At 66.1% G+C, this 21531-nt stretch carries 20 protein-coding genes and 1 tRNA gene; 11 read left to right on the plus strand and 10 right to left on the minus strand.

Annotated features, from left to right (window positions below):
• Positions 1 to 20: 20 nt before the first annotated feature.
• Together lysA and argS are read right to left on the minus strand one after the other, a co-directional pair.
• Positions 21 to 1445 carry a diaminopimelate decarboxylase gene (lysA, locus tag MUK71_RS11205; protein ID WP_227929488.1) on the minus strand — a complete coding sequence of 475 codons (1425 nt, stop codon included), beginning with the start codon at positions 1443 to 1445 and terminating at the stop codon, positions 21 to 23.
• A gap of 3 nt (positions 1446 to 1448) precedes the next feature.
• Positions 1449 to 3098: an arginine--tRNA ligase gene (gene argS / locus MUK71_RS11210; RefSeq protein ID WP_227929487.1), complete on the minus strand. Its 1650-nt coding sequence runs from the start codon at positions 3096 to 3098 to the stop codon at positions 1449 to 1451.
• Positions 3099 to 3262: 164 nt separating this feature from the next.
• Between argS and MUK71_RS11215 the strand changes: the two genes are divergently transcribed.
• From MUK71_RS11215 to MUK71_RS11225, 3 genes are read left to right on the plus strand one after another with little or no spacing between them, the layout of a single operon-like run.
• Positions 3263 to 3763: an FMN-binding protein gene (locus tag MUK71_RS11215; protein WP_227903373.1), complete on the plus strand. Its 501-nt coding sequence runs from the start codon at positions 3263 to 3265 to the stop codon at positions 3761 to 3763.
• Positions 3764 to 3766: 3 nt separating this feature from the next.
• Positions 3767 to 4636 carry an FAD:protein FMN transferase gene (locus tag MUK71_RS11220; protein WP_227903374.1) on the plus strand — a complete coding sequence of 290 codons (870 nt, stop codon included), beginning with the start codon at positions 3767 to 3769 and terminating at the stop codon, positions 4634 to 4636.
• Entirely contained in the window at positions 4633 to 6150 is a 1518-nt protein-coding gene (locus MUK71_RS11225; protein ID WP_227929486.1) for an FAD-dependent oxidoreductase, read from the plus strand. The genes MUK71_RS11220 and MUK71_RS11225 overlap by 4 nt, the downstream gene beginning before the upstream one ends.
• Before the next feature lie 303 nt (positions 6151 to 6453).
• Here MUK71_RS11225 and MUK71_RS11230 read toward each other — a convergent pair whose 3' ends face one another.
• The gene (locus MUK71_RS11230; RefSeq protein ID WP_227929485.1) at positions 6454 to 7974 is read right to left on the minus strand and encodes an HNH endonuclease signature motif containing protein; all 1521 of its coding nucleotides are present in this window, start codon (positions 7972 to 7974) and stop codon (positions 6454 to 6456) included.
• A gap of 564 nt (positions 7975 to 8538) precedes the next feature.
• Between MUK71_RS11230 and MUK71_RS11235 the strand changes: the two genes are divergently transcribed.
• Positions 8539 to 8611: transfer RNA gene (locus tag MUK71_RS11235), tRNA-Arg, on the plus strand.
• Between the two features lie 212 nt (positions 8612 to 8823).
• Here the strand turns inward: MUK71_RS11235 and MUK71_RS11240 are convergent.
• The 4 genes from MUK71_RS11240 to MUK71_RS11255 all read right to left on the minus strand — a co-directional run bounded on the left by MUK71_RS11240 (position 8824) and on the right by MUK71_RS11255 (position 12371).
• Positions 8824 to 10017 (minus strand): ABC transporter permease, encoded by a 1194-nt coding sequence (locus tag MUK71_RS11240; protein WP_227929484.1) that lies wholly within the window; start codon positions 10015 to 10017, stop codon positions 8824 to 8826.
• On the minus strand, positions 10014 to 10733 hold the full coding sequence (locus MUK71_RS11245; protein ID WP_227929536.1) for an ABC transporter ATP-binding protein: 720 nt from the start codon (positions 10731 to 10733) through the stop codon (positions 10014 to 10016). The genes MUK71_RS11240 and MUK71_RS11245 overlap by 4 nt, the downstream gene beginning before the upstream one ends.
• A gap of 128 nt (positions 10734 to 10861) precedes the next feature.
• Positions 10862 to 11905: an efflux RND transporter periplasmic adaptor subunit gene (locus MUK71_RS11250; protein WP_227903381.1), complete on the minus strand. Its 1044-nt coding sequence runs from the start codon at positions 11903 to 11905 to the stop codon at positions 10862 to 10864.
• A 94-nt stretch (positions 11906 to 11999) separates the two neighbouring features.
• Complete coding sequence (locus MUK71_RS11255) at positions 12000 to 12371, minus strand: DUF6176 family protein (protein ID WP_227929483.1); 372 nt, start codon at positions 12369 to 12371, stop codon at positions 12000 to 12002.
• Positions 12372 to 12642: 271 nt separating this feature from the next.
• Here MUK71_RS11255 and MUK71_RS11260 point away from each other — a divergent pair, with 271 nt between their 5' ends.
• The 6 genes from MUK71_RS11260 (at position 12643) to MUK71_RS11285 (ending at position 18268) form a co-directional block, all read left to right on the plus strand.
• Entirely contained in the window at positions 12643 to 13221 is a 579-nt protein-coding gene (locus MUK71_RS11260; RefSeq protein WP_227903382.1) for a TetR/AcrR family transcriptional regulator, read from the plus strand.
• 254 nt (positions 13222 to 13475) lie between these two features.
• A complete protein-coding gene (locus MUK71_RS11265) occupies positions 13476 to 14261 on the plus strand; it encodes an ABC transporter ATP-binding protein (protein ID WP_227929482.1) in 786 nt (261 codons plus the stop codon).
• A complete protein-coding gene (locus MUK71_RS11270) occupies positions 14258 to 14977 on the plus strand; it encodes an ABC transporter ATP-binding protein (protein ID WP_227929481.1) in 720 nt (239 codons plus the stop codon). The genes MUK71_RS11265 and MUK71_RS11270 overlap by 4 nt, the downstream gene beginning before the upstream one ends.
• Positions 14977 to 15855, plus strand: a complete 879-nt coding sequence (locus tag MUK71_RS11275) for a branched-chain amino acid ABC transporter permease (RefSeq protein WP_227903385.1) — start codon at positions 14977 to 14979, stop codon at positions 15853 to 15855. Before MUK71_RS11270 ends, MUK71_RS11275 begins: the two co-directional genes overlap by 1 nt.
• Entirely contained in the window at positions 15852 to 16991 is a 1140-nt protein-coding gene (locus MUK71_RS11280; protein WP_227929480.1) for a branched-chain amino acid ABC transporter permease, read from the plus strand. The genes MUK71_RS11275 and MUK71_RS11280 overlap by 4 nt, the downstream gene beginning before the upstream one ends.
• Positions 16991 to 18268, plus strand: a complete 1278-nt coding sequence (locus MUK71_RS11285; RefSeq protein WP_227929479.1) for an ABC transporter substrate-binding protein — start codon at positions 16991 to 16993, stop codon at positions 18266 to 18268. Before MUK71_RS11280 ends, MUK71_RS11285 begins: the two co-directional genes overlap by 1 nt.
• Positions 18269 to 18432: 164 nt before the next feature.
• On the opposite strand, the gene MUK71_RS11290 is transcribed toward MUK71_RS11285, so the two are convergent.
• The 3 genes from MUK71_RS11290 to MUK71_RS11300 form a co-directional block, all read right to left on the minus strand.
• Complete coding sequence (locus tag MUK71_RS11290) at positions 18433 to 18885, minus strand: MaoC family dehydratase (RefSeq protein ID WP_227903389.1); 453 nt, start codon at positions 18883 to 18885, stop codon at positions 18433 to 18435.
• A 2-nt stretch (positions 18886 to 18887) separates the two neighbouring features.
• The gene (gene fabG / locus MUK71_RS11295; protein ID WP_227929478.1) at positions 18888 to 19661 is read right to left on the minus strand and encodes a 3-oxoacyl-ACP reductase FabG; all 774 of its coding nucleotides are present in this window, start codon (positions 19659 to 19661) and stop codon (positions 18888 to 18890) included.
• A gap of 152 nt (positions 19662 to 19813) precedes the next feature.
• Positions 19814 to 20437, minus strand: a complete 624-nt coding sequence (locus MUK71_RS11300) for a DinB family protein (RefSeq protein ID WP_227929477.1) — start codon at positions 20435 to 20437, stop codon at positions 19814 to 19816.
• An 87-nt stretch (positions 20438 to 20524) separates the two neighbouring features.
• Here MUK71_RS11300 and MUK71_RS11305 point away from each other — a divergent pair, with 87 nt between their 5' ends.
• Positions 20525 to 21523 (plus strand): helix-turn-helix transcriptional regulator, encoded by a 999-nt coding sequence (locus MUK71_RS11305; protein ID WP_227929476.1) that lies wholly within the window; start codon positions 20525 to 20527, stop codon positions 21521 to 21523.
• Positions 21524 to 21531 lie beyond the last annotated feature (8 nt).

The raw sequence follows: 21531 nt of genomic DNA on the forward strand, positions 1-21531 counted from the left end.
CGTGCCAACTCCTCTAACGGTTAGGAAACGTCGCGTGCCAACAGGTCGTCTTCGGTCTCGCCGCGCACAATCAGCCGCGCGGTTCCGTTCCGCACTGCGACAACGGGCGGACGGGGTACATAGTTGTAGTTGCTCGAAAGCACCCAGCAGTAGGCTCCGGTACCCGGAACGGCCAGCAGGTCCGACGCGGCTACGTCACCGGGCAGGTAGACGTCCCGCACTACTATGTCCCCGCTTTCGCAGTGTTTGCCAACCACCCGCGAAATAACCGCGTCATGTTCGGAGACGCGGGAGGCCAGCACCGCGGAATAGTCCGCGCCGTACAGTACCGGACGGGCGTTATCGCTCATGCCGCCGTCCACGCTTACGTAGCGCCGCGGGGAGGTGCCGCCGTCGGGCGTGTCCACCCGCACCGTTTTGATGGTTCCGGTGCGGTAGAGCGTGAAGGTGCTCGGCCCCACAATGGCCCGGCCGGGCTCAATGGAAATCCTCGGCACTGAAAGGCCCAGGTCAGCGCAAGTGCTGCCAACGACGGCGGCCATCGCATTGGCGATCTCGGCCGGCGGGCGCGGGGTATCGGCTTCGGTGTAGGCGATGCCGTAACCGCCGCCCAGGTCCAGCTCGGCCAGTTCGACGCCGTAGGCAGCTTTGACCTCGGCCAGGAAACCCAGCAGCCTGCGTGCGGCCTCCTCGAAGCCGGCCGCGTCGAAGATCTGCGAACCTATGTGGCAGTGCACGCCCACCAGGTTCACGCCGTCGTGCTTCAGCGCCGTTTCCACCGCCGTCAGAGCCGGGGAACGTCCGTCCAGCTCCGGATCGGCGACCATGGACAGGCCGAACTTCTGGTCCTCGTGGGCGGTGGCAATGAATTCGTGCGTGGAGGCATGCACGCCCGGGGTCAGGCGCAGCATCACGTTGGCGCGTTCGCCGCGGGACGCCGCCAGCTGCCCGAGCAGTTCCAGCTCACCCAGGCTGTCCACCACAATCCGGCCCAGCTCCATGTCCAGAGCACGGGTCAGTTCGGCCACCGACTTGTTGTTGCCGTGCAGGCCCAGCCGGCTGCCGGGCAACCCGGCGCGGCGGGCCACAGCCAGCTCCCCGCCGGAGCAGGTGTCCAGGCGCAGCCCCTCGGAATCGACCCAGCGGGCCACCTCGGTGCAGAGGAAGGACTTGCCCGCGTAGTAGACGTCCACTCCCCCGCACAGCGGTGCGAACGCGGCGTCAAAGGAGTCCTTGAAGTCACGGGCCCGGGCGCGGAAATCATCTTCGGACATCACGAAGGCCGGAGTGCCGAAGTCCTCCGCAATCCGGGAGACGGGAATGCCGGAGATTTCCAGCTCCCCGGCCTCCCCCCGCCGTACGTCGCGCGCCCACATCTGCGGGCGCAGGGCATTGGGGTCCTCCGGGTGGCTCAGCCAGGCGGGGGCCAGGGGTGAAGCAGTCATTACTTACATCCGTTCGGGTGCGGAAACTCCCAGCAGGTCCAGGCCGTTGGCCAGGACCTGGCGTGCGGCGAGGTTCAGCCACAGCCGGGTGCGGTTGGTGTCGGTGATTTCCTCGTCACCCTGGGGTGCGATCCGGCAGGCGTCATACCAGCGGTGGTAGGTGCCGGCGATGACCTCCAGGTGGCGGGCCACGCGGTGCGGTTCACGGAAGGCGCTGGCCTGGGCGACGACGCCGGGGTACTGGCCCAGCGCGGCAAGCAGTGCGCTTTCGGTGGGGTGGGTCAGCAGCGAGGCGTCGAAAGCGGAGTCATCCACGCCGGCGGCCTCGGCGTTGCGGGCCAGGGCGTGCGTGCGGGCATGGGCGTACTGGACGTAGAACACAGGGTTCTCGTTGCTGCGCTTGGTCAGCAGGTCCAGGTCCACGTCGATGTTGGAATCTGCGGAGAAGCGGGCCAGTGTGTAGCGGGCTGCGTCCACGCCCACGGCGTCCACCAGGTCTTCGAGGGTAACCACGGTGCCTGCACGCTTGGACATACGGACCGGCTTGCCGTCCCTGACCAGGTTGACCATCTGGCCGATCAGGACCTCCACGCATTCGGGGTCATGGCCCAGTGCGGCGGCGGCGGCCTTCAGGCGGGCCACGTAGCCGTGGTGGTCTGCGCCGAGCATGTAGACGTTCAGATCGAAGCCGCGCTCGCGCTTGTTCTGGATGTAGGCAATGTCGCCGGCAATGTAGGCGGCGTTGCCGTCCGACTTGATGACCACACGGTCCTTGTCGTCACCGAACTCGGAGGAGTTCAGCCACCAGGCGCCGTCCTTTTCGTACAGGTTTTCCGAGCCCTTGAGCTGTTCCAGGAGCTTCTCCACCTGGCCGCCTTCGTGCAGGGAGTCCTCGTGGAAGAAGACGTCAAAGTCCACGCCGAAGTTGTGCAGGGATTCCTTGATGTCGCCGAACATAAAGTCCACACCGACGGCACGGAAGCGTTCCTGCGCTTCGTCGTCGGGCAGGTCCACGATGCCCGGCTCGGCGGCCAGCACGCGGTTGGCGATGTCCACGATGTATTCGCCGGCGTAGCCGTCTTCCGGCGCGGGTTCGCCCTTGGCCGAAGCGAGCAGGGAGCGGGCGAAGCGGTCGATCTGCGCGCCGTGGTCATTGAAGTAGTACTCGCGGGTGACATCGGCACCCTGGGATTCGAAGACCCGGGCCAGGGCATCGCCGACGGCGGCCCAGCGGGTGCCGCCGAGGTGGATCGGGCCGGTGGGGTTGGCGGAAACGAACTCCAGGTTGATCCGGGTGCCCTTGAGGATTTCGGAGGTGCCGTACGCGGGACCGGCGTCGACAATCGTCTTGACCAGTTCACCCGCGGCACCCGCGTCGAGGGTGATGTTCAGGAAGCCGGGGCCGGCGATGTCCACCTTGGCCACGCCGTCGATCTGCTCGAGGCGGCCCTTGAGGATTTCGGCAAACTGGCGGGGATTCATGCCGGCCTGCTTGGAGAGCTGCAGGGCAATGTTGGTGGCCCAGTCACCGTGGTCCCGGTTCTTGGGGCGCTCCACGCGCACCTCCCCCGGCAGTTCAATGCTGAAGTCACCGGCATCGATGGCGTCTTGGAGGCAGGCAGTTACGGCGGAGGAAAGTTCTTCAGGAGTCACCGGTTAAGCATAGCCGGGTACGGCCGTGCCCCCGTTGACTATGACGGGCCTTACCCTGTGCCGGCTCAGCCGCTGCCGCCATGATGCGATGTAATAAAGAGGAAGCCCGGGTTTGACCCCTGCAGAGATTCCCATCCGGGGAACCCCCACCACCGAGGAGAACCGTGAACCGAGCGAGCAAGTCCCTGCTGTGTGCCGCCGCCGGCCTGTCCCTGCTGTCCGCGGCAGGATGTGCCGCTGGCGAGGAAGCCGATACTGCCGCACCCGCCGGCCCTACCAGTGAATCCCCTGCCCAGTCCCCCGCGCAGTCCCCCGCCGTGTCTGATGCCTCCGGGGCTGCCGGTTCCGGATCCGCTGCCTCAGGAAAGTACACCGACGGCGAGTACTCCGGCACCGGCAGCTACATCCCGCCGTCGGGCACTTCCGAAGACGTGGACGTGAAGCTCACGCTCGAGGGCAACGTGGTCACCGAGCTGGAAGTGGAAACCTCGGGCAAGAACCTGCAGTCCAAGCAGTACCAGCGCGAGTTCACCTCCAACATCCAGAAGCAGGTGGTGGGTAAGAACATTGACGAGCTGGACGTGGACAAAGTGGCAGGTTCCTCGCTGACCAGCCAGGGCTTCAACCGGGCACTGGACGCCATCCGCTCCGTGGCGGCGTCCTAGCCCATGCATTCCCTCGGGTTCGAAGCCATCGGCACACAGTGGACGCTCTCCACTGCCGAGCCGCTGGACGCTCCGACCCAGGCGGCTGTGGCGGAACTGGTCGAGGGCTATGACCGCACCTATTCGCGTTTCCGCAGCGATTCCACCGTGGCGCGGATGGCGGAGGGCGCCGGAAGCTTCGAGCTGCCCGCTTCCGCTGCCCCGCTGCTGGAGCTTTTCGACACATTGCACCGGCTCACCCGCGGCGCCGTTAATCCCCTGGTCGGGCGTTCACTGGAGGTTCTGGGGTACGACGCCGGGTACAGCTTCCGTGCCTCGGGCGCCCCTTCTCCCGCTGCTGACTGGACTGACACCGTGTCCTGGTCGGCCGGTCGCTCCGTGGTAGAGGTCAGGACCACCGCGCCGGTGACCTTGGACATCGGAGCGGCCGGCAAGGGCCAGCTGGTGGACCTGGTGTCCGCCGTGCTGGAATCCGCCGGGCACCGGGAGTATGTGGTGGATGCCGGTTCGGATCTGCGCCATGCCGGCGGCACTGCCCTGCGGGTGGCCCTGGAGTATCCCTATGACGCGGCGCGGGCTGTTGGCGTCCTTTCCGTCAGGAACCGTTCCCTGTGCGCCTCGGCGGTGAACCGCCGGCAGTGGGGGGACGGGCTGCACCACGTCCTGGATGCCCGGACCGGGGCTCCGGTCCAGGCAGTGGCAGCAACCTGGACGCTGGCGGCCGATACCCGAACCGCCGATGGCCTGGCCACCGCCCTGTTCTTCGCCGAACCGCGGGAGCTGGCTGCCGAATTCGAGTTTGATTATGTCCGGATGTTTACCGACGGCCGGGCCGACTATTCCCCTGCAATGGCTGGAGTCCTGTTTACATGAGTGTTTCCGCCCCGGCGCAGCCGCGCACCCTCAATACCTTCCTGGGCCGCTGGACCATGTACCGGCTCACGGTCTGGCTGCTGCTTGCCTGCGTGCTCTGGTCCTTTGTGCTCTCGCTTACCGGGGTGCTTTTTTACACACCTACAGAGCTCGCCGCGACCGCCGCCACGGCAGTTGCCTCCGCCCTGGTGACCAGCCGGGTGGCCGGACTGCTGCTGCGTACCCGGCCGCAGACCGACTCCTCCCTGATCACGGGCCTGATCCTGTACTTCCTGTTCTGGCCGGGCACCGACGGTGCCCAGCTGGGCATTGTGGCGCTGGCGGCGGCCGTGGCAACCGCGTCCAAATATGTGCTGGCCGTCCGGCGCCGGCACATTTTCAACCCCGCGGCAGTAGGCGCCTTTGTGGTGGCAGCGGCCGGGTTGGGCGGCGCGGTCTGGTGGGTGGCCACTCCGTGGATGCTCGTAGCCGTATTACCGGCCTCCGTCCTGATCCTGTACCGCAACCGGCTGCTGCCGATGGCCGGAGTGTTTGTCCTCACCGCCGCGGCGATCATCTTTGTCCGCTTCCTTGCTGCCGGTGAAGCACCGGTCGAGGCGCTGACCATCATTGCCGGTTCCTATCCCATCGTCTTCCTGGCCGGCTTTATGCTCACCGAACCGCTGACCCTGCCTCCGCTGCGCTGGCAGCGTCTGGCCGAGGCCGCCGTCGTCGGCGTGCTGTTTGCCGTGCCGTTCTCGCTGGGGCCGGTGGCCATGTCTCCCGAACTCGCGCTGCTGATTGGCAATGCTCTGGCCTTCGCGACGGGTCAGCGCGGAGCTGTGCGGCTGCGGCTGAAGTCATCCCGGGCGCTCACGCCCACTGCACGCGAACTTGTTTTCGAACCAACGCGTCCGGTCCGGTACCGTGCCGGCCAGTACCTGGAGCTTGCCGTGCCGCATTTCGAGCCGGACTCGCGCGGCTCCCGCCGCATTTTCAGCATCACCACGGCCCCGTCTGCACCGGACACCGTAGCGGCGGGGCTGCGGGTGGCAGACCCGTCCAGCAGCTTCAAGAAGTCGCTGCTGAAGATGCGTCCGGGTGCCGAAGTGACAGCTACCGCTGTGGCCGGGGATTTCCTGCTGCCCCGGGACACGACAAAACCGGTGCTCATGATTGCTTCCGGTATCGGCATTACGCCGTTTATCAGCCAGTTGCGGCAGGCCTGCGGAGAGGGCCGGGACGTCGTCCTGGTGTATGCCGCTTCCTCCATTGACGAGCTGGCCTATGCAGCCGAGCTGCAGGAGCTGGACGTCCGGGTCCTGATCTGTACGCCGACAGATCCCGGTTTTGCCGGCGGGACCTGGCTTGGTCCGGGGCTTCCAGGTGCGGACGTGCTGAAGCGGGAAGTTCCCGATCTTGCATCGCGGGCGATATATGTTTCCGGCTCACCGCAGGCCGTAGCCTCAGCGCGCAAGGCGGTCCGCGAGGCCGGTGGCCGGCGTGTGAGAACGGATCCGTTCCTGGGGTACTAGTTTCGGGGTGTTGTGGTTCCGGGGTATTGCTCGCCAGCAATGCACCGGGCCATGCCAGGACCCCGCACCACGCCAGCACTGCCGCCGACTACCGACCGCGCAGCGACATCCGTCCCACCACAGCCGAACCCGTACCGCCGGCCCTACTATTACCGGCCGCCTACTACCGGCCGCGTGGCGCCAACCGTTCCTACGCCACACGTCCCACCGCTGCCCGGCCCGCACCTCCCACTCTGCGATCACCGACAGCGGGCATCCAACCTCCTTCCGCTGCCGGACGGCTTCGACGTGGGACGAACCTCGTCAGAACGGGGGTACCTCTTCCGGTCCGTGGACAGAGCGGGCGTTTGGATCCGCGCCCGCCAGTTCCAGGAAGGGCTCGGTCCGGTAGACCCGGCCGGTGGGCGAAGTCCATTCCAACACCCCCGGCGAAGGTTGGCAGGCCTTCCAATAACCCAGAGTCTTGAACCGGTGATGCCTCCGGCACAGGTGAGCCAGGTTCGAATGCTCAGTGTTCCCGCCCTTGGCCCAATCTTTGGTGTGGTCAATCTCGGTCACCCCGGTACTGACCCGGCATCCCGGGAACCGGCAGGTCCCGTCCCGTGCCCGGAGCCAGCGGGCGAGTCCGGCGGGGACTTTCCGGCGCCTGCCCACACCCAGGATCTCTCCGGTGCGCGGATCCCGGACGAGTCCGGTCCAGCGGGTAGCGTTGCGAGCCAGCCGGCGGGCCGCTTCGGCGCTGATGGGTCCGTAGCCGTGGAGCTCGGCGGGTTCCTCGTCAGCACCGAAGAGGGTTTCAGCGCTGATCAGCACCATGATCTCGGCCCGCGGGATGCTGCCAATATCGTCCGGATCGGTGAGCCCGGCACCGGTTTTGTCTTCGTGGCCTCCACCGTCGGGCCTGCCCGGGTGATCTCCACCGTCGGTGCAGCCCGTGTGACCAGCACCGTCGGCCGCGCCTGCGTGCCCTCCACAGCCGGGCCTGCCCGCGCGCTGGCTGCGGGCTGATCCCATGCCGCCCATCAGCAGTTGGGCCAGGATGTCGGCACGCAACTGGTCCCTGCTCCGCGGGTCCCCGTCCGCCTGTTCTCCCTGGGCGGAGGTGCTCAGGGCAGTGTAAATCTGCTGGGCTTCCGGTGCCGGCAGAAGGGCCGAGAGCCAGGACATGCCGTCCTCAACCGGATCCAGGGTGACCTTCCGTTTCTCGAACGCGCTTTGGTGCCGAGCAGGAATGGTTTGCGGATATTTCTTCTCCCGCAGTCTGCGGGCTTTGGCGGAGAACTGTGCCCGGGTCTGACCTTCGGCAGCGCTGAGCAGGTCCGCTTCGAGTTCCGGCAGGTCAGCAGCGGGAACGTTCTCGCACTGCTCCAGAACCACTTGCGCATGCGGGTAGCCGAGCGTGCCTTCCTCCAGGGCGGTGAGGGTGGCGGCGTGCGGGCCGCAGAGCCTGCAGGCCTCGTCCATCAGCCGTTGTGCCGTCATTTGCGGGACTCTTAGGATGGCCGCGCACTCGGCGGAGGCGAGGCTGAAGGCCATGCCCGGTTCCAGCCGGCCGGAGGCTTCCCGGTAGCTGTCCCGGAAGGCCTCCTGCATGCGGTTCATCAGCCGGGCTTGCTGCGCCTGCGCCCAGGCAATCAAATGTGCCATTCGGCCCAGAGCTTCGCCCGTGGTCACTTCGTCGCAGGACTCAAGATTCGCCAGAGCCAGGGTTCCGGTAAATCCGTCCGGATAAATGTTGCCTGAGCATTCCGCATTGCCGGGGGCGCCCGCGGGACTGGTGGAAGCAGTGCCGCTGGCTGTACGCGTGGAACTTGCAGCGGGCATGGCATCTGAAGCTAAGGGACTGGCTGCACCCATGGGACTCTCGGCGGGCATGGCGTCCGCGGACCGTGCGACAGCTTCGCCTGCAGGGTCGGCACGATATACCGCGAGACTGGTCGGGGCCGGGGACGGTTTCCCGGGCGCATCCGCATTGTCGGCCGCCCCTTCCCGTGGAAGGTCCGTGCCGGCCGGTATTCCGGTTCCGCACCCGGATTTCCTGTCCTGATCCATGCTTCAGGATTTCATCCGGCACTGACATTTCAGGGTCAAAAACCGGCGCAAAACGGCACCTCGGAAAACTCCAGATACCCGTCTTTTTGCCAGCCGCTACCTGCCCGAAGCGGATTGGACAGCGCTCGAGAATTTCCGGCGCATAAAGACCTGGGAGGCTCCCCCGCTACGGTTCCTCGCATCCCCCGCCAGGAATCCCGGCGACGTGTCCTATGAGCCCGCGCACCATCCTGGACCTTCTCCACATTTCGCCTCAGCCTGCGAGGTTTTCCCCGACCCGCGGAAACCTGCTAAGCTTCTTGAGTCCCACAGGACGTCCGGTTTACCGGTGTCCTTGCCCTCGTAGCTCAGGGGATAGAGCGGTTGCCTCCGGAGCAACAGGCCGTAGGTTCGAATCCTATCGAGGGCACTTTGAGACACAGAGAGACCCCGCAGCCCAGCTGCGGGGTCTCTCTGCTTTTTATGGTTCCCGGGGTTGGACAGCCCTAGAGGACTTCCTCCGACCCATAAAACCTAGAAAGCTCCCAGTGTTGAAAAGCACCGGAGAACTTTAGGCGCATAAAGACCTGGAAACCCCCGCCACGATTCCCCGCGCCCGGCCGGCAAGCGCAAGGGACCGGATCAGTAGCGAATCGCGTCGATGACCTTTACCCTCACCGCCACCAGCGCCGGGACAAGCCCGGCCAGGGCACCTACCAGCGTCGCCGAACCCAGCCCTATCAGCGCGGCTTCCACGGGGAACGGCGGCAGCTCGGCGATGCCGCCGCCGATCACCCGTTGGACCACTGGCAGCTTCACCACCGCCACAGCGGCCATAACGCCCACAACACCCGCAGCAAAAGTGGCAACAACGGACTCCAACATGACGCCGAAGAAAATCCGTCCGGAGGTAGCTCCGAAACTGCGCCGGATGCCGATTTCCCTGATCCGGTACTTCACGGTCACCATCGAAATGTTCAACAGACCGACTGCCCCGAGCAGCATCACCAGCGCGGCAATGCCGCCTACCGCCCAGGTCAGACCGCCCAACGGATCGCCGTAAGCGGCATAATCCGTCCGGTATGCGTCCACGTCGGCGCCCGGAAACTGTGCCGCCAGATCGCCCGTTATCGCGGGAATCAGCGGTTCTCCCAGTTCCTCCGGGACCCACAGCTCCAGGCTTGGCGCCTCTACGTTCAGCCCCAGCCCCGCAAACGCATCGCTGAGCAGAATGGCTGCCGGAGGTTCGTCAGAGTACTGGTCACGCCGCACGCCCACAACGACGGCGTCCAACGGCCTGCCGGATTCGATGCGGACCACCGGATGGTGCCTCAGGTCCGGACTGCCCATCTGCCGGTGGAACGCCTCATTAACGACGACGGCGGGAGCCAGTCTCTGCGCGTCTTCCGCCGTGAACCAGGCACCTTCGACCATCGGAATGCGACGCATCTTGGCATAGGCGGGGTCCACAACCTGCGTCTGCACCGGCATCACCCCGTTCGGCAGCTGAAACGGCACAAGAGCCTGATGGGTCAAAGAGGAATACTCCACCGAATACCGCTGTGCCACGTCCCGGAAAGCAGCAGTCACGCTCTCGGCATCCATGGCGGAGCCGTCGCGCTGGTACACCACCACCGTCAGGGTCGCCGGACGGCCGCTCTGCGCTTCGCTGCCCTGCGCAATCGATTCGCGCACCATATTGCCCAGCGCGACAACCGAGGTCAGCGCGGCAACGGACAGAGCGACACCGATCAGCGCGAGCAGCACGCGGGTTTTATGAATCCGAAGCTCTGTCCAGGCCTCCGCAAGAGAGGCGACAACACCGGAAAGGCTCATGCCGCCGCCTGCCGTCCAGGTTCCAGGACGCCGTCCTGAAGCAGATAGTGCCGGCTGGCCAGGGCTGCCACCTTCGGGTCGTGCGTGATGGTCACCAGGGCGGCCCCGGATTCCGCTGCCACCTCCGCCAGCAGGGCCATCACGGATGCACCCGTGGCGATGTCCAGGGCGCCGGTGGGTTCATCGGCCAGGATCAGCCGGGGCGAACGTACCAGGGCACGGGCAATCGCTACGCGCTGCTGTTCTCCACCCGAAAGCCTCGCGGGCCGGTCCTGCAGCCGCTTCCCCAGGCCCACCCGCTCCAGCATGGCGCCGGCGAGCTGCTCCCGCTGCCAGAACTGCCTGCCGCGGGCGTACAGCAGCGGGGTCATGACGTTTTCCAGCGCCGTGCGTTCAGCCAGCAGGTTGAACTGCTGGAAAATGAACCCTACTGACGCTCCCCTGGCTGCGGCTCTGCGGCGCTCACTCATCCTTTCCACCGGTTCCGTGCCGAAGACCATCTCACCGGCACTGGGCACATCCAGCAGGCCAAGAATGTTCAGCAGGGTGGACTTGCCCGAACCGGACCGGCCGACAATTGAAACATGGTCCCCCGGATACACGGTCAAATCCACCCCGGCGAGGATCTGCAGCGGGGCACGCCCGGGAAGACTGACTACCCGTGCCACTCCCGAGAGTGACACCAATGCACCGTCCTCATGCAGGGACACCGGCATCCCCTCATCATCGATGCGCCCGACACGCTGTCGCCGGTCACGCTGTCGCCCGACACACCGCTCGCGGGCAGTGTGTTCACCTTCCGTATGTTCACCGGCAGTGTGTTCACCGGCGGACTCGGCGATGCTCACCCGCCCATCACTCCGGGCATACCCGTCATCGGATCAATGTCTGCTGCAGCGCCGGGAACAAACTGCAGGACCATTTCCCCTTCTGCCAGTCCGGAGACAATTTCCACTGTGCTGCCGTCATTCAGGCCAAGGCCCACTTCCCGTTCCACCGCGTCTCCGGCGCTATCCGGTCCCGCCTCGCCGGGAGCGACCCATACGATCCCCGTCTGCACACTGCCCCGGACCGCCGTCGTCGGCACCGTGACCACGTTTTCGGCGTGACCGGCAGTGATCTCGATGGTGGCACCAAGCCCGGCGAAGACGGGAACATCGGCCGGCACGGTGCAGCGGACGCTTCCGGACGCTTCCGGCTGTTCCTGGCCCGACCCGGCGGGAACACGCTGGGCCTGGGCGCTGACCCCGGTGTCCGTCGCCGGCGTGCCGCCCATGCTCACGTTGCTGCAGGGGAAGGGCGCCGGACCGCCGTTGATACTCACCCGTGCGGTATTTGTCCGGTCGAGGATCCGGAACTGCTGGTCGCTGGTCAGGGTGCCCGTGACCGAATATGTCCCCGGGTCCAGGGACGCGGCCTCCGCTCCCACCGTGAGTTGTTGTTTGGGCAGGACCATCAGTTCGGCGACTGTCCCTGCCGCGGTGGCAACGACGTCGTTGTATGCGTAAGCGGGCGGCGCGGCAGGTCCCCGTTCATCTCCCACCGGTTCCGGGAGCTCCAGCAGCGTTTTCACCTGGAACAGCGGCTCCCCCTTGAGCACGTTCTGTCCTGCCTCGACGTAGATGAACTCGACGGTGCCCTCAGCCGTGCTCCTGACGCTCACGAGCGGATCACTGATAACCGAACCCTGAACAGCCACGAGGTTGGTTACCGTGCCCAGCGCAGCAGGCACCAGCGGCGTGGTGAGCTGCGCCGACGGCTGCTCACCGACGGCTGCGGCATCAGCCCGCATCCCGTCAATGAAAGCGAGCTTGAACAGAGCGGCGGCGATAACGGCAAAGACCACCAGCCACAGAATCGGAAAGACGTAGCGCCGCACAGCAGCCATCGGTTCCCCCATAGGAAGTGACCGCGGCACCGGTCGCCGGCAGTCTGTTCGGGAGGCTACCAGCGAATATCAGGCCCAACCGCGTCAGACACGCTCAGGAAACATCCCGGGCTTCCGTTCCGGCACGGCCGGCACTTTCCACTACTGCCCGGACATGCGGAGGGGCCAGGAAGAACCTGGGCTCCAGTTCTTCCCACCCGGGATGCTTCGTTTTCATTCCGTACGCAAGGTGCGCCTGATCCAGGGAATTGTCCGGAATGAGCCCCGGACTGTCCTGTCCTCTCAGCTGGAAGTGGTACATCCACCACGAACCGTCTGCTTCCTGGTTCAGGAACGTCGCTTCCACAGCCATCAGCTCACGCTCGAGCGTGGCCAAACATTCGTCGTAGCGTTTATGCAACATCTCCATCCAGTCATCGAAGGATGACTCTGCACCGTCCAGCAGCCGCGCCCTGCTCAACTCCATGCGCATTCCGCGGGGTACGGACGCTGGCATGTTCCAGCCCGGGAATCCCGGCCCGGCCGGGGTAAAGGGAAGGGGCGGGTGGGGAAAGTTCGACATTCACCAAACCCTAGCGGCAGCGCCTGCTTGGCCGGCCGGCCGCCCCGCCGAAAACAAAATTCCCAAAAACCTTGCGCAGAACCGGCCTGCCGGGGTTATGGTGTTCGCACATACCAACCGGTCGGTCCGAACTGGAAACCGCCGGGCCACGACACGAGAACCCGGACACTGCTGCATGAAGACCATGAATATCAAGGAAGAGCTGGCACGGACATCCGTGGAGCTCTTCGCGCGGCAGGGCTACGCCAAAACCAGTGTCCAGCAAATCGTGGATGCAGCCGGCGTGACCAAAGGGGCGCTCTATCACTACTTCAATTCCAAGGATGACCTGCTCTTCGACATCTATGACCGCATCCTGACCCTCCAGCACGAGCACCTTACCGAGATCATCAGCCGCGGATTGCCGGCAGCCGAAACCATGCGCCTGGTCTGCGAGGACCTGGTCAGCACGTCCATTGACTGGATCCGGGAAGGGACGGTGTTCTTCCGCTCCCAGCACATGCTCAGCGAAGACCGGCTCGAAGAGGTGCAGCGCAGACGGCGCGAGTTCAACAAGGCGTTCACCGGCATCCTGGTCCGTGGCCAGGAAGACGGGGTGTTCCGCACCGATATCCCCATTCCGGTCCTCGCAGCGAATTTCTTCTCCGATCCGCACTACCTCTCCTACTGGTACTCCCCCGGAGGGGCCATCAGCCGCGAGGCAGTGGCGGCGCAGTTGACCGACCTCTACCTGGCGGGACTGCAGGCGAAGTAACCCCAGCCCGCCCAGCACCACGGCACCACGGCACCACCGGCACCACCGCACCACGGCACCACCGCAAAACCAGCACCACCGCACCTCCGGCACCACCGCAAAACCGGCACCACGGCACCACCGCAATACCGCATTACGGGCACCACGGCACCACCGGCACCACCGCACCTCCCTCAGCACCGCAGCACCGCAGCACACGCGCCACCCGAGCACGGAAAAGCACGCAAGGTAAGAGCAGAGACGATGGAGTACTCATGCAGGAGCAACATACCGACCGGTCGGAACCACCCCGCCTCCGGTTGGACAACATCACCGTCCGGTTCGGCGGGCTGACCGCCCTGGACTCGGTGTCCCTGGACATTCCCGCCGGCCGGATCATAGGCGTCATGGGCCCCAACGGCGCCGGAAAGACCACGCTTTTCAACGTGATTTGCGGCGTCTTTCCCCCCAGCGGAGGCAGCCTGGAACTCGACGGGAGCGGGTTCACGCCCAAACCGCACCGCCTGACCCGCCACGGCGTAGCCCGCACGCTGCAGGGCCTGGGCCTGTTCCCGGGGCTTTCCGTCCGGCAGAACGTTGCCGCCGGGCTGGCTGCAACATCGCACCGCGGACTGGGGCTGCTGGCACTGCCGGGAGCCGTCCGGGACGAAAAACGCCTCGCCGTCCGCGCCATGGAAGCCCTGGACCTGCTCGGCGTCGCCGCATACGCCGACGCCCTGCCTGACACCCTGCCCTACGGCATCCGCAAGAAGGTGGCCCTGGCCCGTGCCCTCGTCTCCGAACCGAGGCTGCTGCTGCTCGATGAACCCGCCGGCGGACTGGGCCACGAAGACATCGAGGAACTCGCCAACATCATCCGCACCGTGCCGGGTGACGGATGCTCGGTTGTCCTGGTGGAACACCATGTGGACCTGGTGATGGCAGTCTGTGACCGCATTGCCGTCCTGGACTTCGGCCGACTGATCGCCGAGGGGACACCGGCGGAGATCGGTGCCGACCCCGCCGTCGCGGATGCCTACCTGGGAGTTGAGGTGGCATGAGCGGCGGACTGGTCCTGGCGGATATCAGCGCCGGCTACGGTGCCGTCCAGGTGCTGCACGGCATCAACCTGAATGTGGAGGACGGCTCCATCACCGCCGTCGTGGGGGCCAACGGGGCAGGGAAAACCACCCTGCTGCGCACCATCACCGGCCAGGTGCGCCCCACCGCAGGCACTATCCGCCTCGGCAACGGTGCAGACCTCAGCCGTGTCCCGGTCGAGGACATGGTCCGCCACGGTGTGGCACTGGTTCCGGAGGGCCGCGGGGTCATTACGGAACTGACCGTGGAGGAGAACCTGCGTCTGGGCGGCCTGTGGCGCCAGGACCGCAAGGCGGCAACTGCCGTGCTCGCGGACATGTACGACCTGTTTGAACCGCTGGCCCGCCGTCGGAAGGCAGCCGGACACCAGCTCTCCGGCGGCGAGCGCCAGATGCTTGCGCTCGGCCGGGCGCTGATGGCTGCCCCGTCGCTGCTCCTGCTGGATGAGCCCTCCCTGGGGCTTGCCCCCAAAGTCACCGCCCAGATCCTGGGCATGCTGCGCCGCCTCCGGGACGATACCGGACTGACCGTCCTGCTTATTGAACAGAACGTCCGCAGCGCGCTCGCCGTCGCCGACCACGGTGTTGTCCTCAACCTGGGCCGGGTAGTCGCCTCCCGGCCTGCCGCCGAACTGGCCGGGGACACCGACCTCCGCCACACCTACCTGGGGTTCTAATGGACAGATTCCTTTTTCTCACCTTTGACGGGCTCGCACGCGGTGCCGTGCTGGCAGCCTTCGCGCTCTCCCTGGTCCTCATCTGGCGTGCGGCGCGGATAGTGAACTTCGCCCAGGGCGCCATGGCAGTGGCGGCAACGTACATTGCCTTCACCGTCACCGCACTGACCGGCAACTACTGGGCCGGGCTGGCCGCCGCGCTCGCCGCGGGTTTCCTCATCGGCGCCATAGTGGAACGCGGAGTCATGCGCTTCGTGGGCAACACCTCCCCGCTGAATCCCGTAATCGCGGGGCTGGGACTGCTGATGCTGATCCAGGCGGTCCTGGGCATGATCTTCGGAAACAGCTACCGAACCATGGTGACCCCGTTCAGCTCCAATCCGGTGGAAATCTTCGGCATCACCGCCGTCTCCTCCTATGACCTCTTCGTCTTCGCCTGCATCGCCGTACTCGTAGGCGGACTGGTACTGCTGTTCACCAGGACCCCGCTCGGCCTGCGGCTGCGCGCCTCAGCCTTCGCTCCGGATCTCGCCCGGCTGCTGGGGGTGCGCACGTCCCGGATGCTGACGCTGGGCTGGGCCATGTCCTCGGCCCTGGGCGCCCTTGCCGCCCTGCTGGTCATCCCCACCGAACTGGGCCTGAACCCCCATGCCGCGGACACGGTGTTTGTCTACGCCTTCACCGTTGCGGTGATCGGCGGGCTGGATTCACCGGCCGGGGCCGTGCTGGGCGGGCTCGCCGTCGGCGTGCTGCTCAGCTGGGTCAGCGGCTATCTGGGCGCCACCCTGGCTCCCGTGGCCATCCTTGTACTCCTCCTGGCCGTGCTGCTGATCCGGCCCGGCGGCATCTTTTCCATGACGAAGGAGCGAACAGTATGAGCGTCCCCAAACGGTATCTGTTTGCCGCCGTCATTGCTGCCGGGCTGATCGGGCTGACGTTCGTCATACCGTCCTTCACCTCCTACCAGCTGGCCACCGTCTGCGCCTACCTGTGCGGAATCGCCGGCCTCACCCTGCTTACCGGCGCCGGCGGACAGCTCTCCCTCGGGCAGGCGGCACTGATGGCAGCGGGCGCCTACAGTTACGCGCTGAGCGCCAACACGATGTCCGACGCCGGCGTGGAAGGCCCGCTGCTGCTGGTCCTTCCGTTGCTGGCCGCGGTGCTGGGAGCAGCGCTGCTTGGCCTGGTGATCGGACTCGCCGCGGGGCGGTTGCACGGGCCTTATCTGGCCGGCTTCACCATGGCGCTGGTGGTGGCACTGCCCGCAGTGACCAGCACGTTCTCCGCCGTCCTCGGCGGCGACCAGGGGCTGTGGATCACCGTGGAAAAGCGTCCGACGTCGCTGCGCGGCACCGTCTCCAATGAGGCGTGGCAGGCGTGGCTCGCCGTCATCTGCGCCGTACTGGTTCTCACCGTGCTGGCAAACCTGCTGCATGGACGCTTCGGCCGGGAGCTGCGGGCAGTTCGGGACAATTCCGTGGCCGCAGCGCTCGCCGGGATCAACCCGGCACGCACCAAGGTCACCGCCTTCGTGGTCAGTTCCGCAGCGGCAGGCATGGGCGGCGGCCTGCTGGCCTACACCACGCAGAGCGCCAGCCCCGGCGCGTACTCCCTGGTCTTCTCCCTCTTCCTGCTGATGGCCGCCGTCGTCGGCGGTATCGGTTCCCTGACCGGCGCGGTCTGGGGCGCCCTGCTCCTGGTGGCCCTGCCGCACCTGATCAGCAGTGCCACGGCGCGGCTGGCATTGCCTGCGGACCTGGCCCAACGGCTGGACGGCAACCTTTCCGTAGCCATCTTCGGACTGGTCCTCATCCTGGTGATCCTGCTTGCCCCGCAGGGCATCCAGGGCCTGCTCCTGAAACTTCGGCGCAGGCCCGGAGCCGGATCTGCCCGCTCGTCAGCCCCCTCATCAGCTCCGGCAGCCGCGGCCGCCGACCAGCTGCCTGCCCCGTCTCTTCCGCTATCCGACCGGCACCAGTCGGCGGAGCTACCCGCAACCCAGAAAGGTCAATGATGACTAGTTCTCCGCTCCGCATAGGTGCCGCTGTCCTGGCAGCTGCAGCCCTTGGTCTCGCCTCCTGCGCTTCACCGGAAGGAGGTTCCGACGCCGCAGCCGAAGACGTGCCGGGCATCACGGACACCACGGTCACCGTGGGTACCCACCAACCGCTGACCGGCCCTGCAGCCGCCGGCTATGCCACCATCTCCCCCGCCACGAAGGCCTACTTCGACTATGTGAATGAAAACGGCGGGGTGAACGGCCGCACCATTGAATACATCGTCAAGGATGACGGCTACAACCCCGCCAACACGCAGACAGCCGTACGCGAAATGGTGCTCCAGGACGAAGTATTTGCCCTGGTGGGCGGGCTCGGCACGCCGCCGCACAGCGCCGTGCTCGACTTCGTCAACGACAACGAGGTTCCGGATCTGTTTGTCGCATCCGGCAGTCCCACCTGGAACCAGCCCGAGGATTACCCGTACACCTACGGTTTTATGGTGGACTACCCCACGGAATCCCGGATCCTGGCCACCCACGCCATGGAAGAGTTCCCGGATGCGACCTACTGCTTCTTTGGCCAGGATGACGACTTCGGCGAAGAGTTCCAGGCCGGGGTGGAATCCGTGGTCGGCGCCGACGGCCTGGCCAGCACCCAGGTCTACTCCACCGCCAACACCGACATTGCAGCCCAGATCAGCGCCATGAAGGCAGCGGGCTGCGAGGTCAACTTCCTGGCCACGATCAACGGCTTCAGCGCGCAGGCAGTGGGCACGGCAGCAAAGCTGGACTACTTCCCGCAGTGGATGGCCTCCTCCGCCGGCGGCGATTTCAACACCCTCTCCGGCTACCTCGGCGAAAACACCAACGCACTGCTGCAGGGCTTTGTCAGTGCGAACTACCTTCCCGGCTACTCGGACACCGAGGACGAATGGACCGCAAAGTTCAAGGAGATCAACGAGGAATACAACGGCGGGGCCGCCTTTGACGGGAACACTATCTTTGGCATGTCCATCGGCTACCTGTTTGTCGAGGCGCTGAAGGAAGCAGGCGAGAACCCCACCCGCGAATCCCTGCTCGAGGCACTTGAATCCGGCAATGTCACCGGTAACGGCCACACGCCGCTGGGATTCAGTGAGGACAGCCACCAGGGGTACACCGGCGCGATGCTGACCGAGGTGCAGGACGGCGTACAGTCCTATTTCGGCACTCCGTACGTGGTCTCCGGCGACGAGGTCACGGAGTACACCGAAGAGCGCCCGGCCATGCCGGCCGACGGGCTGCCGGAGTAGGTCCGGGCTCACAGTAGTTCCGGACCCACAGCGTAGTTGCGGACCCACAGCGTAGTTCCGGACCCACAGCGTAGTTCCGAACCACAAACAGCCGGGGCCCGTCCAAACGGACGGGCCCCGGCTGTTTGTGCTTCCTTCCGGTCCGCGGGACGGGAAGATTACTGCTAGCCCAGGACGTAGAGGGAAATGGACTCCGCCACGGCTGCCGGCTTGTCCACGCCCTCAATCTCGATGGTGACCAGCAGCTTCACCCGCACCCCCTGGGCCACGGGCTCCACGGAAGCGATCTCCGAATGTGCCCGGACCCGGCTTCCCACGGGTACGGGATGCGGGAAGCGTACCCGGTCCAGGCCGTAGTTCACGCCCATCACCATCCCGTCCACCCGGAAGCGGCCCGAGGCGAGCGCCGGCAGCAGTGCCAGGCTCAGGTAGCCGTGGGCTATCGGTCCGCCGAAGGGACCCTGTTTGGCGCGTTCCGGGTCAACATGGATCCACTGGTGGTCATCGGTGGCATCGGCAAATTGGTTCACCCGTTCCTGGTCAATGGTGATCCAGTCGCTGGTTTCCGTCTGACCCACCGCAGCTTTGAGCTCCTCCACGGAGCTGAACCGGGCCACCGCTAGGCCTTCGGTCCGCCGGCGACGTAAAGGACCTGGCCGGAGACAAAGGAGGCATCATCCCGTGCGAAGAAGGATGCTGCCGCAGCAATGTCCTCCGGTTTGCCCGGCCGGCCCACCGGGATCTCCTTGGCAGCGTGCGCCACGAAATCCTCAAACGGCACGCCTATCCGCTCCGCCGTCGCCCGCGTCATGTCGGTTTCAATGAAGCCGGGTGCAATGGCATTGACCGTGACGTTGTACCGGCCCAGTTCTATCGCCAGGGTCTTGGTGAATCCCTGGATGCCCGCCTTGGCGGCGGCATAGTTCGCCTGCCCCCGGTTGCCCAGGGCCGAGGTGGAGGAAAGGTTGATGATGCGTCCCCATTCCTCCTTCACCTGATGTGCCTGCACCGCCCGGCTCATCAGGAACGCCCCGCGCAGATGGACACCCATCACGGCATCCCAGTCCGTCTCGCTCATCTTGAACAGCAGGTTGTCCCGGAGGATCCCGGCATTGTTGACCAGGATGGTGGGCGGACCCAGCTCCGCGGCGATCCGCTCCACCGCCTGTTCGACGGCGGCTGCATCGGAAACGTCGGCGCCGATGCCGAGCGCCGTGCCTCCGGCCGCGCGGATGGCCTCGACGGTCCGCTCCGTATCCTGCTCCCGCAGGTCGATGACGGCGACGGCGTTTCCGTCAGCGGCAAGCCGCATGGCGACGGCGGCACCGATCCCCCGTCCGGCACCCGTCACAACGGCTACACGGCGGATGGTGCTGTTTGGTGTTTCAGACATGGCTCTCCTAGGTTGCCGCCCGTGCGTCGGTGCACGGGCCGGCGTGGCAGGTCTGGCAGTGTGGGGCCGACAATACCGACCAGACGGTATGCAGCGCAATGGTTGGCAGCAGCGCAAAAGTGCGTGTCCGCTGCCGCGCCTGCGCCGGAGCGCTACCGCAGCCCGTGGGCGTACAGGTCGCGCAGCAGCGCGATCTCGGCCAGATGGTGGATCATTTCCCGGTTGATATGCAGCACCAGCGCGGACATGGGAGCCTCGGCCCAGCTGCCCTCCGCCTCACCGGCCGGCGCGTCCAGTTCCTCGGGACTCAGCGCCAGCACCCCGCTGATCCAGTGGCTGTAATAGGCGTCCAGCAGTTCCAAGGCGCCGTCAGCAGTGCCGGGGTAGTCGAAATCCTGATAGCTCACCGGCGGGCCGCCGAAGTGGGTGGCATTCCGCATGCCCAGGACACCCACAAGGAGATGGGCCAGCCGCCACGCGATGGTGGTCACCGGAGCGGGGTCGGGTTCGGGAAACGCAAAGTCGATGGTGTAGTCCCCCGCACCGCCCTGTACCGGAGCATTGCCCGTGCCCCGCGGATGCACGTTCCAGCAGCCGGGCACCGGTTCCCAAAAGTACTCGGCGTCCGTGAGCCCGGCCAGCCGCGGCCTCGCCTGGCTGTCCCAGTGCCAGGTGAGCTGCTCGGCAAGTGCCGCCGCCGGTTCCTGCAACCCGGGGCCGGTCCGCGGCTGGTGATCGTGCTGGTGTTCCTGCTGTTCCTGCTGTTCCTGCGTCATGGCTGACACCTTTCGATAGGGGAATTTACCCAGCGTAAAAAGAAATCAGGACAGCTTTTGACCTCAATCCGGCGTAACTTGAAGTTCATGTTGGAAACCTCCGCGCGGCTGCTGCAACTGCTCTCCCTGCTGCAGATGCGACGTGAATGGACCGGTGCTGCGCTGGCGGAACGGCTCTCCATTACCGAGCGCACGGTCCGCCGTGACATCGGCAAGCTGCGCAGCCTGGGCTATCCCATTTCCGCGTCCCCCGGAATCGCCGGCGGGTACCAGCTCGGCGCCGGTGCACAGCTGCCCCCGCTGCTGCTCGATGACGAAGAAGCCCTCGCCGTAGCGCTGGGCCTGACCGCGGTGGCCACCGGCCCGGTCACCGGGATCGGGGAGGCCTCGGTTCGTGCGCTGGCGAAGCTGGAACAGGTGCTGCCCGGGCGGCTGCGGCCCAAGTTCTCTGCGCTCCGCCAGTCCGTATCCACCCTCGCCGGGCCGGGCGGCGGAGTGGACCCGGAGATCCTGACAGCATTCTCATCCGGCATCACCGAACGCCGGGTGGTGGCCTTCCGCTATACCGCGGCCGACGGCGGTTCCGCACGCCGCATGGTGGAACCGTACCGGCTGGTAAGCACCGGGCGGCGCTGGTACGCGGTGGCCTGGGACCTGGAACGCGCCGACTGGCGGACCTTCCGGGTGGACCGCTGCAACAGCACCCCCTCCCAACGGGAACGCTTTTCACCGCGGCCCCTGCCGGCCACCGATCTGGCCGCCTATGTGCAGGAATCCATCACCCGCAATCCATACCGCTACTCCGTTGTGGTGCGGCTGGCGGCACCGCTGCATGCCGTAGCCGAACAGGTCCCCCCTGACGTTGCCCATGTCTCCGCTGACGGGCCCGGACACACCATCCTGCGCGGGGGCTGGGATTCCCTGGACCTGCCCCTGATCCGCCTCACGGCCTGGGGCGTCCCCTTTGAGATCCTTGAACCGCCGGAAATGCGTGAGCGTGCCCGCCGTGCCGCAGCCCTGCTGCAGCAGGCCGCGGAAATCCCGCCGACGGCGGAATCCGGGAAGCCGCACAGCCCGAGCCACTAGACTGGTGG

The organism is Arthrobacter zhangbolii (genome assembly GCF_022869865.1).
In the GTDB taxonomy this organism is placed as follows: domain Bacteria; phylum Actinomycetota; class Actinomycetes; order Actinomycetales; family Micrococcaceae; genus Arthrobacter_B; species Arthrobacter_B zhangbolii.

What these genes read in the sequence shown, in the direction of transcription:
- fabG (WP_227929478.1), bottom strand. Translation starts at nt 19,661, where the DNA reads ATGTCTGAAACACCAAACAGCACCATCCGCCGTGTAGCCGTTGTGACG.
- MUK71_RS11250 (WP_227903381.1), bottom strand. Translation starts at nt 11,905, where the DNA reads ATGGCTGCTGTGCGGCGCTACGTCTTTCCGATTCTGTGGCTGGTGGTC.
- MUK71_RS11245 (WP_227929536.1), bottom strand. Translation starts at nt 10,733, where the DNA reads ATGCCGGTGTCCCTGCATGAGGACGGTGCATTGGTGTCACTCTCGGGA.
- MUK71_RS11260 (WP_227903382.1), top strand. Translation starts at nt 12,643, where the DNA reads ATGAAGACCATGAATATCAAGGAAGAGCTGGCACGGACATCCGTGGAG.
- MUK71_RS11280 (WP_227929480.1), top strand. Translation starts at nt 15,852, where the DNA reads ATGAGCGTCCCCAAACGGTATCTGTTTGCCGCCGTCATTGCTGCCGGG.
- MUK71_RS11220 (WP_227903374.1), top strand. Translation starts at nt 3,767, where the DNA reads ATGCATTCCCTCGGGTTCGAAGCCATCGGCACACAGTGGACGCTCTCC.
- lysA (WP_227929488.1), bottom strand. Translation starts at nt 1,445, where the DNA reads ATGACTGCTTCACCCCTGGCCCCCGCCTGGCTGAGCCACCCGGAGGAC.
- MUK71_RS11240 (WP_227929484.1), bottom strand. Translation starts at nt 10,017, where the DNA reads ATGAGCCTTTCCGGTGTTGTCGCCTCTCTTGCGGAGGCCTGGACAGAG.
- MUK71_RS11300 (WP_227929477.1), bottom strand. Translation starts at nt 20,437, where the DNA reads ATGACGCAGGAACAGCAGGAACAGCAGGAACACCAGCACGATCACCAG.
- MUK71_RS11230 (WP_227929485.1), bottom strand. Translation starts at nt 7,974, where the DNA reads ATGCCCGCTGCAAGTTCCACGCGTACAGCCAGCGGCACTGCTTCCACC.
- MUK71_RS11255 (WP_227929483.1), bottom strand. Translation starts at nt 12,371, where the DNA reads ATGGAGTTGAGCAGGGCGCGGCTGCTGGACGGTGCAGAGTCATCCTTC.
- MUK71_RS11265 (WP_227929482.1), top strand. Translation starts at nt 13,476, where the DNA reads ATGCAGGAGCAACATACCGACCGGTCGGAACCACCCCGCCTCCGGTTG.
- MUK71_RS11285 (WP_227929479.1), top strand. Translation starts at nt 16,991, where the DNA reads ATGACTAGTTCTCCGCTCCGCATAGGTGCCGCTGTCCTGGCAGCTGCA.
- MUK71_RS11275 (WP_227903385.1), top strand. Translation starts at nt 14,977, where the DNA reads ATGGACAGATTCCTTTTTCTCACCTTTGACGGGCTCGCACGCGGTGCC.
- MUK71_RS11270 (WP_227929481.1), top strand. Translation starts at nt 14,258, where the DNA reads ATGAGCGGCGGACTGGTCCTGGCGGATATCAGCGCCGGCTACGGTGCC.
- MUK71_RS11305 (WP_227929476.1), top strand. Translation starts at nt 20,525, where the DNA reads ATGTTGGAAACCTCCGCGCGGCTGCTGCAACTGCTCTCCCTGCTGCAG.
- MUK71_RS11225 (WP_227929486.1), top strand. Translation starts at nt 4,633, where the DNA reads ATGAGTGTTTCCGCCCCGGCGCAGCCGCGCACCCTCAATACCTTCCTG.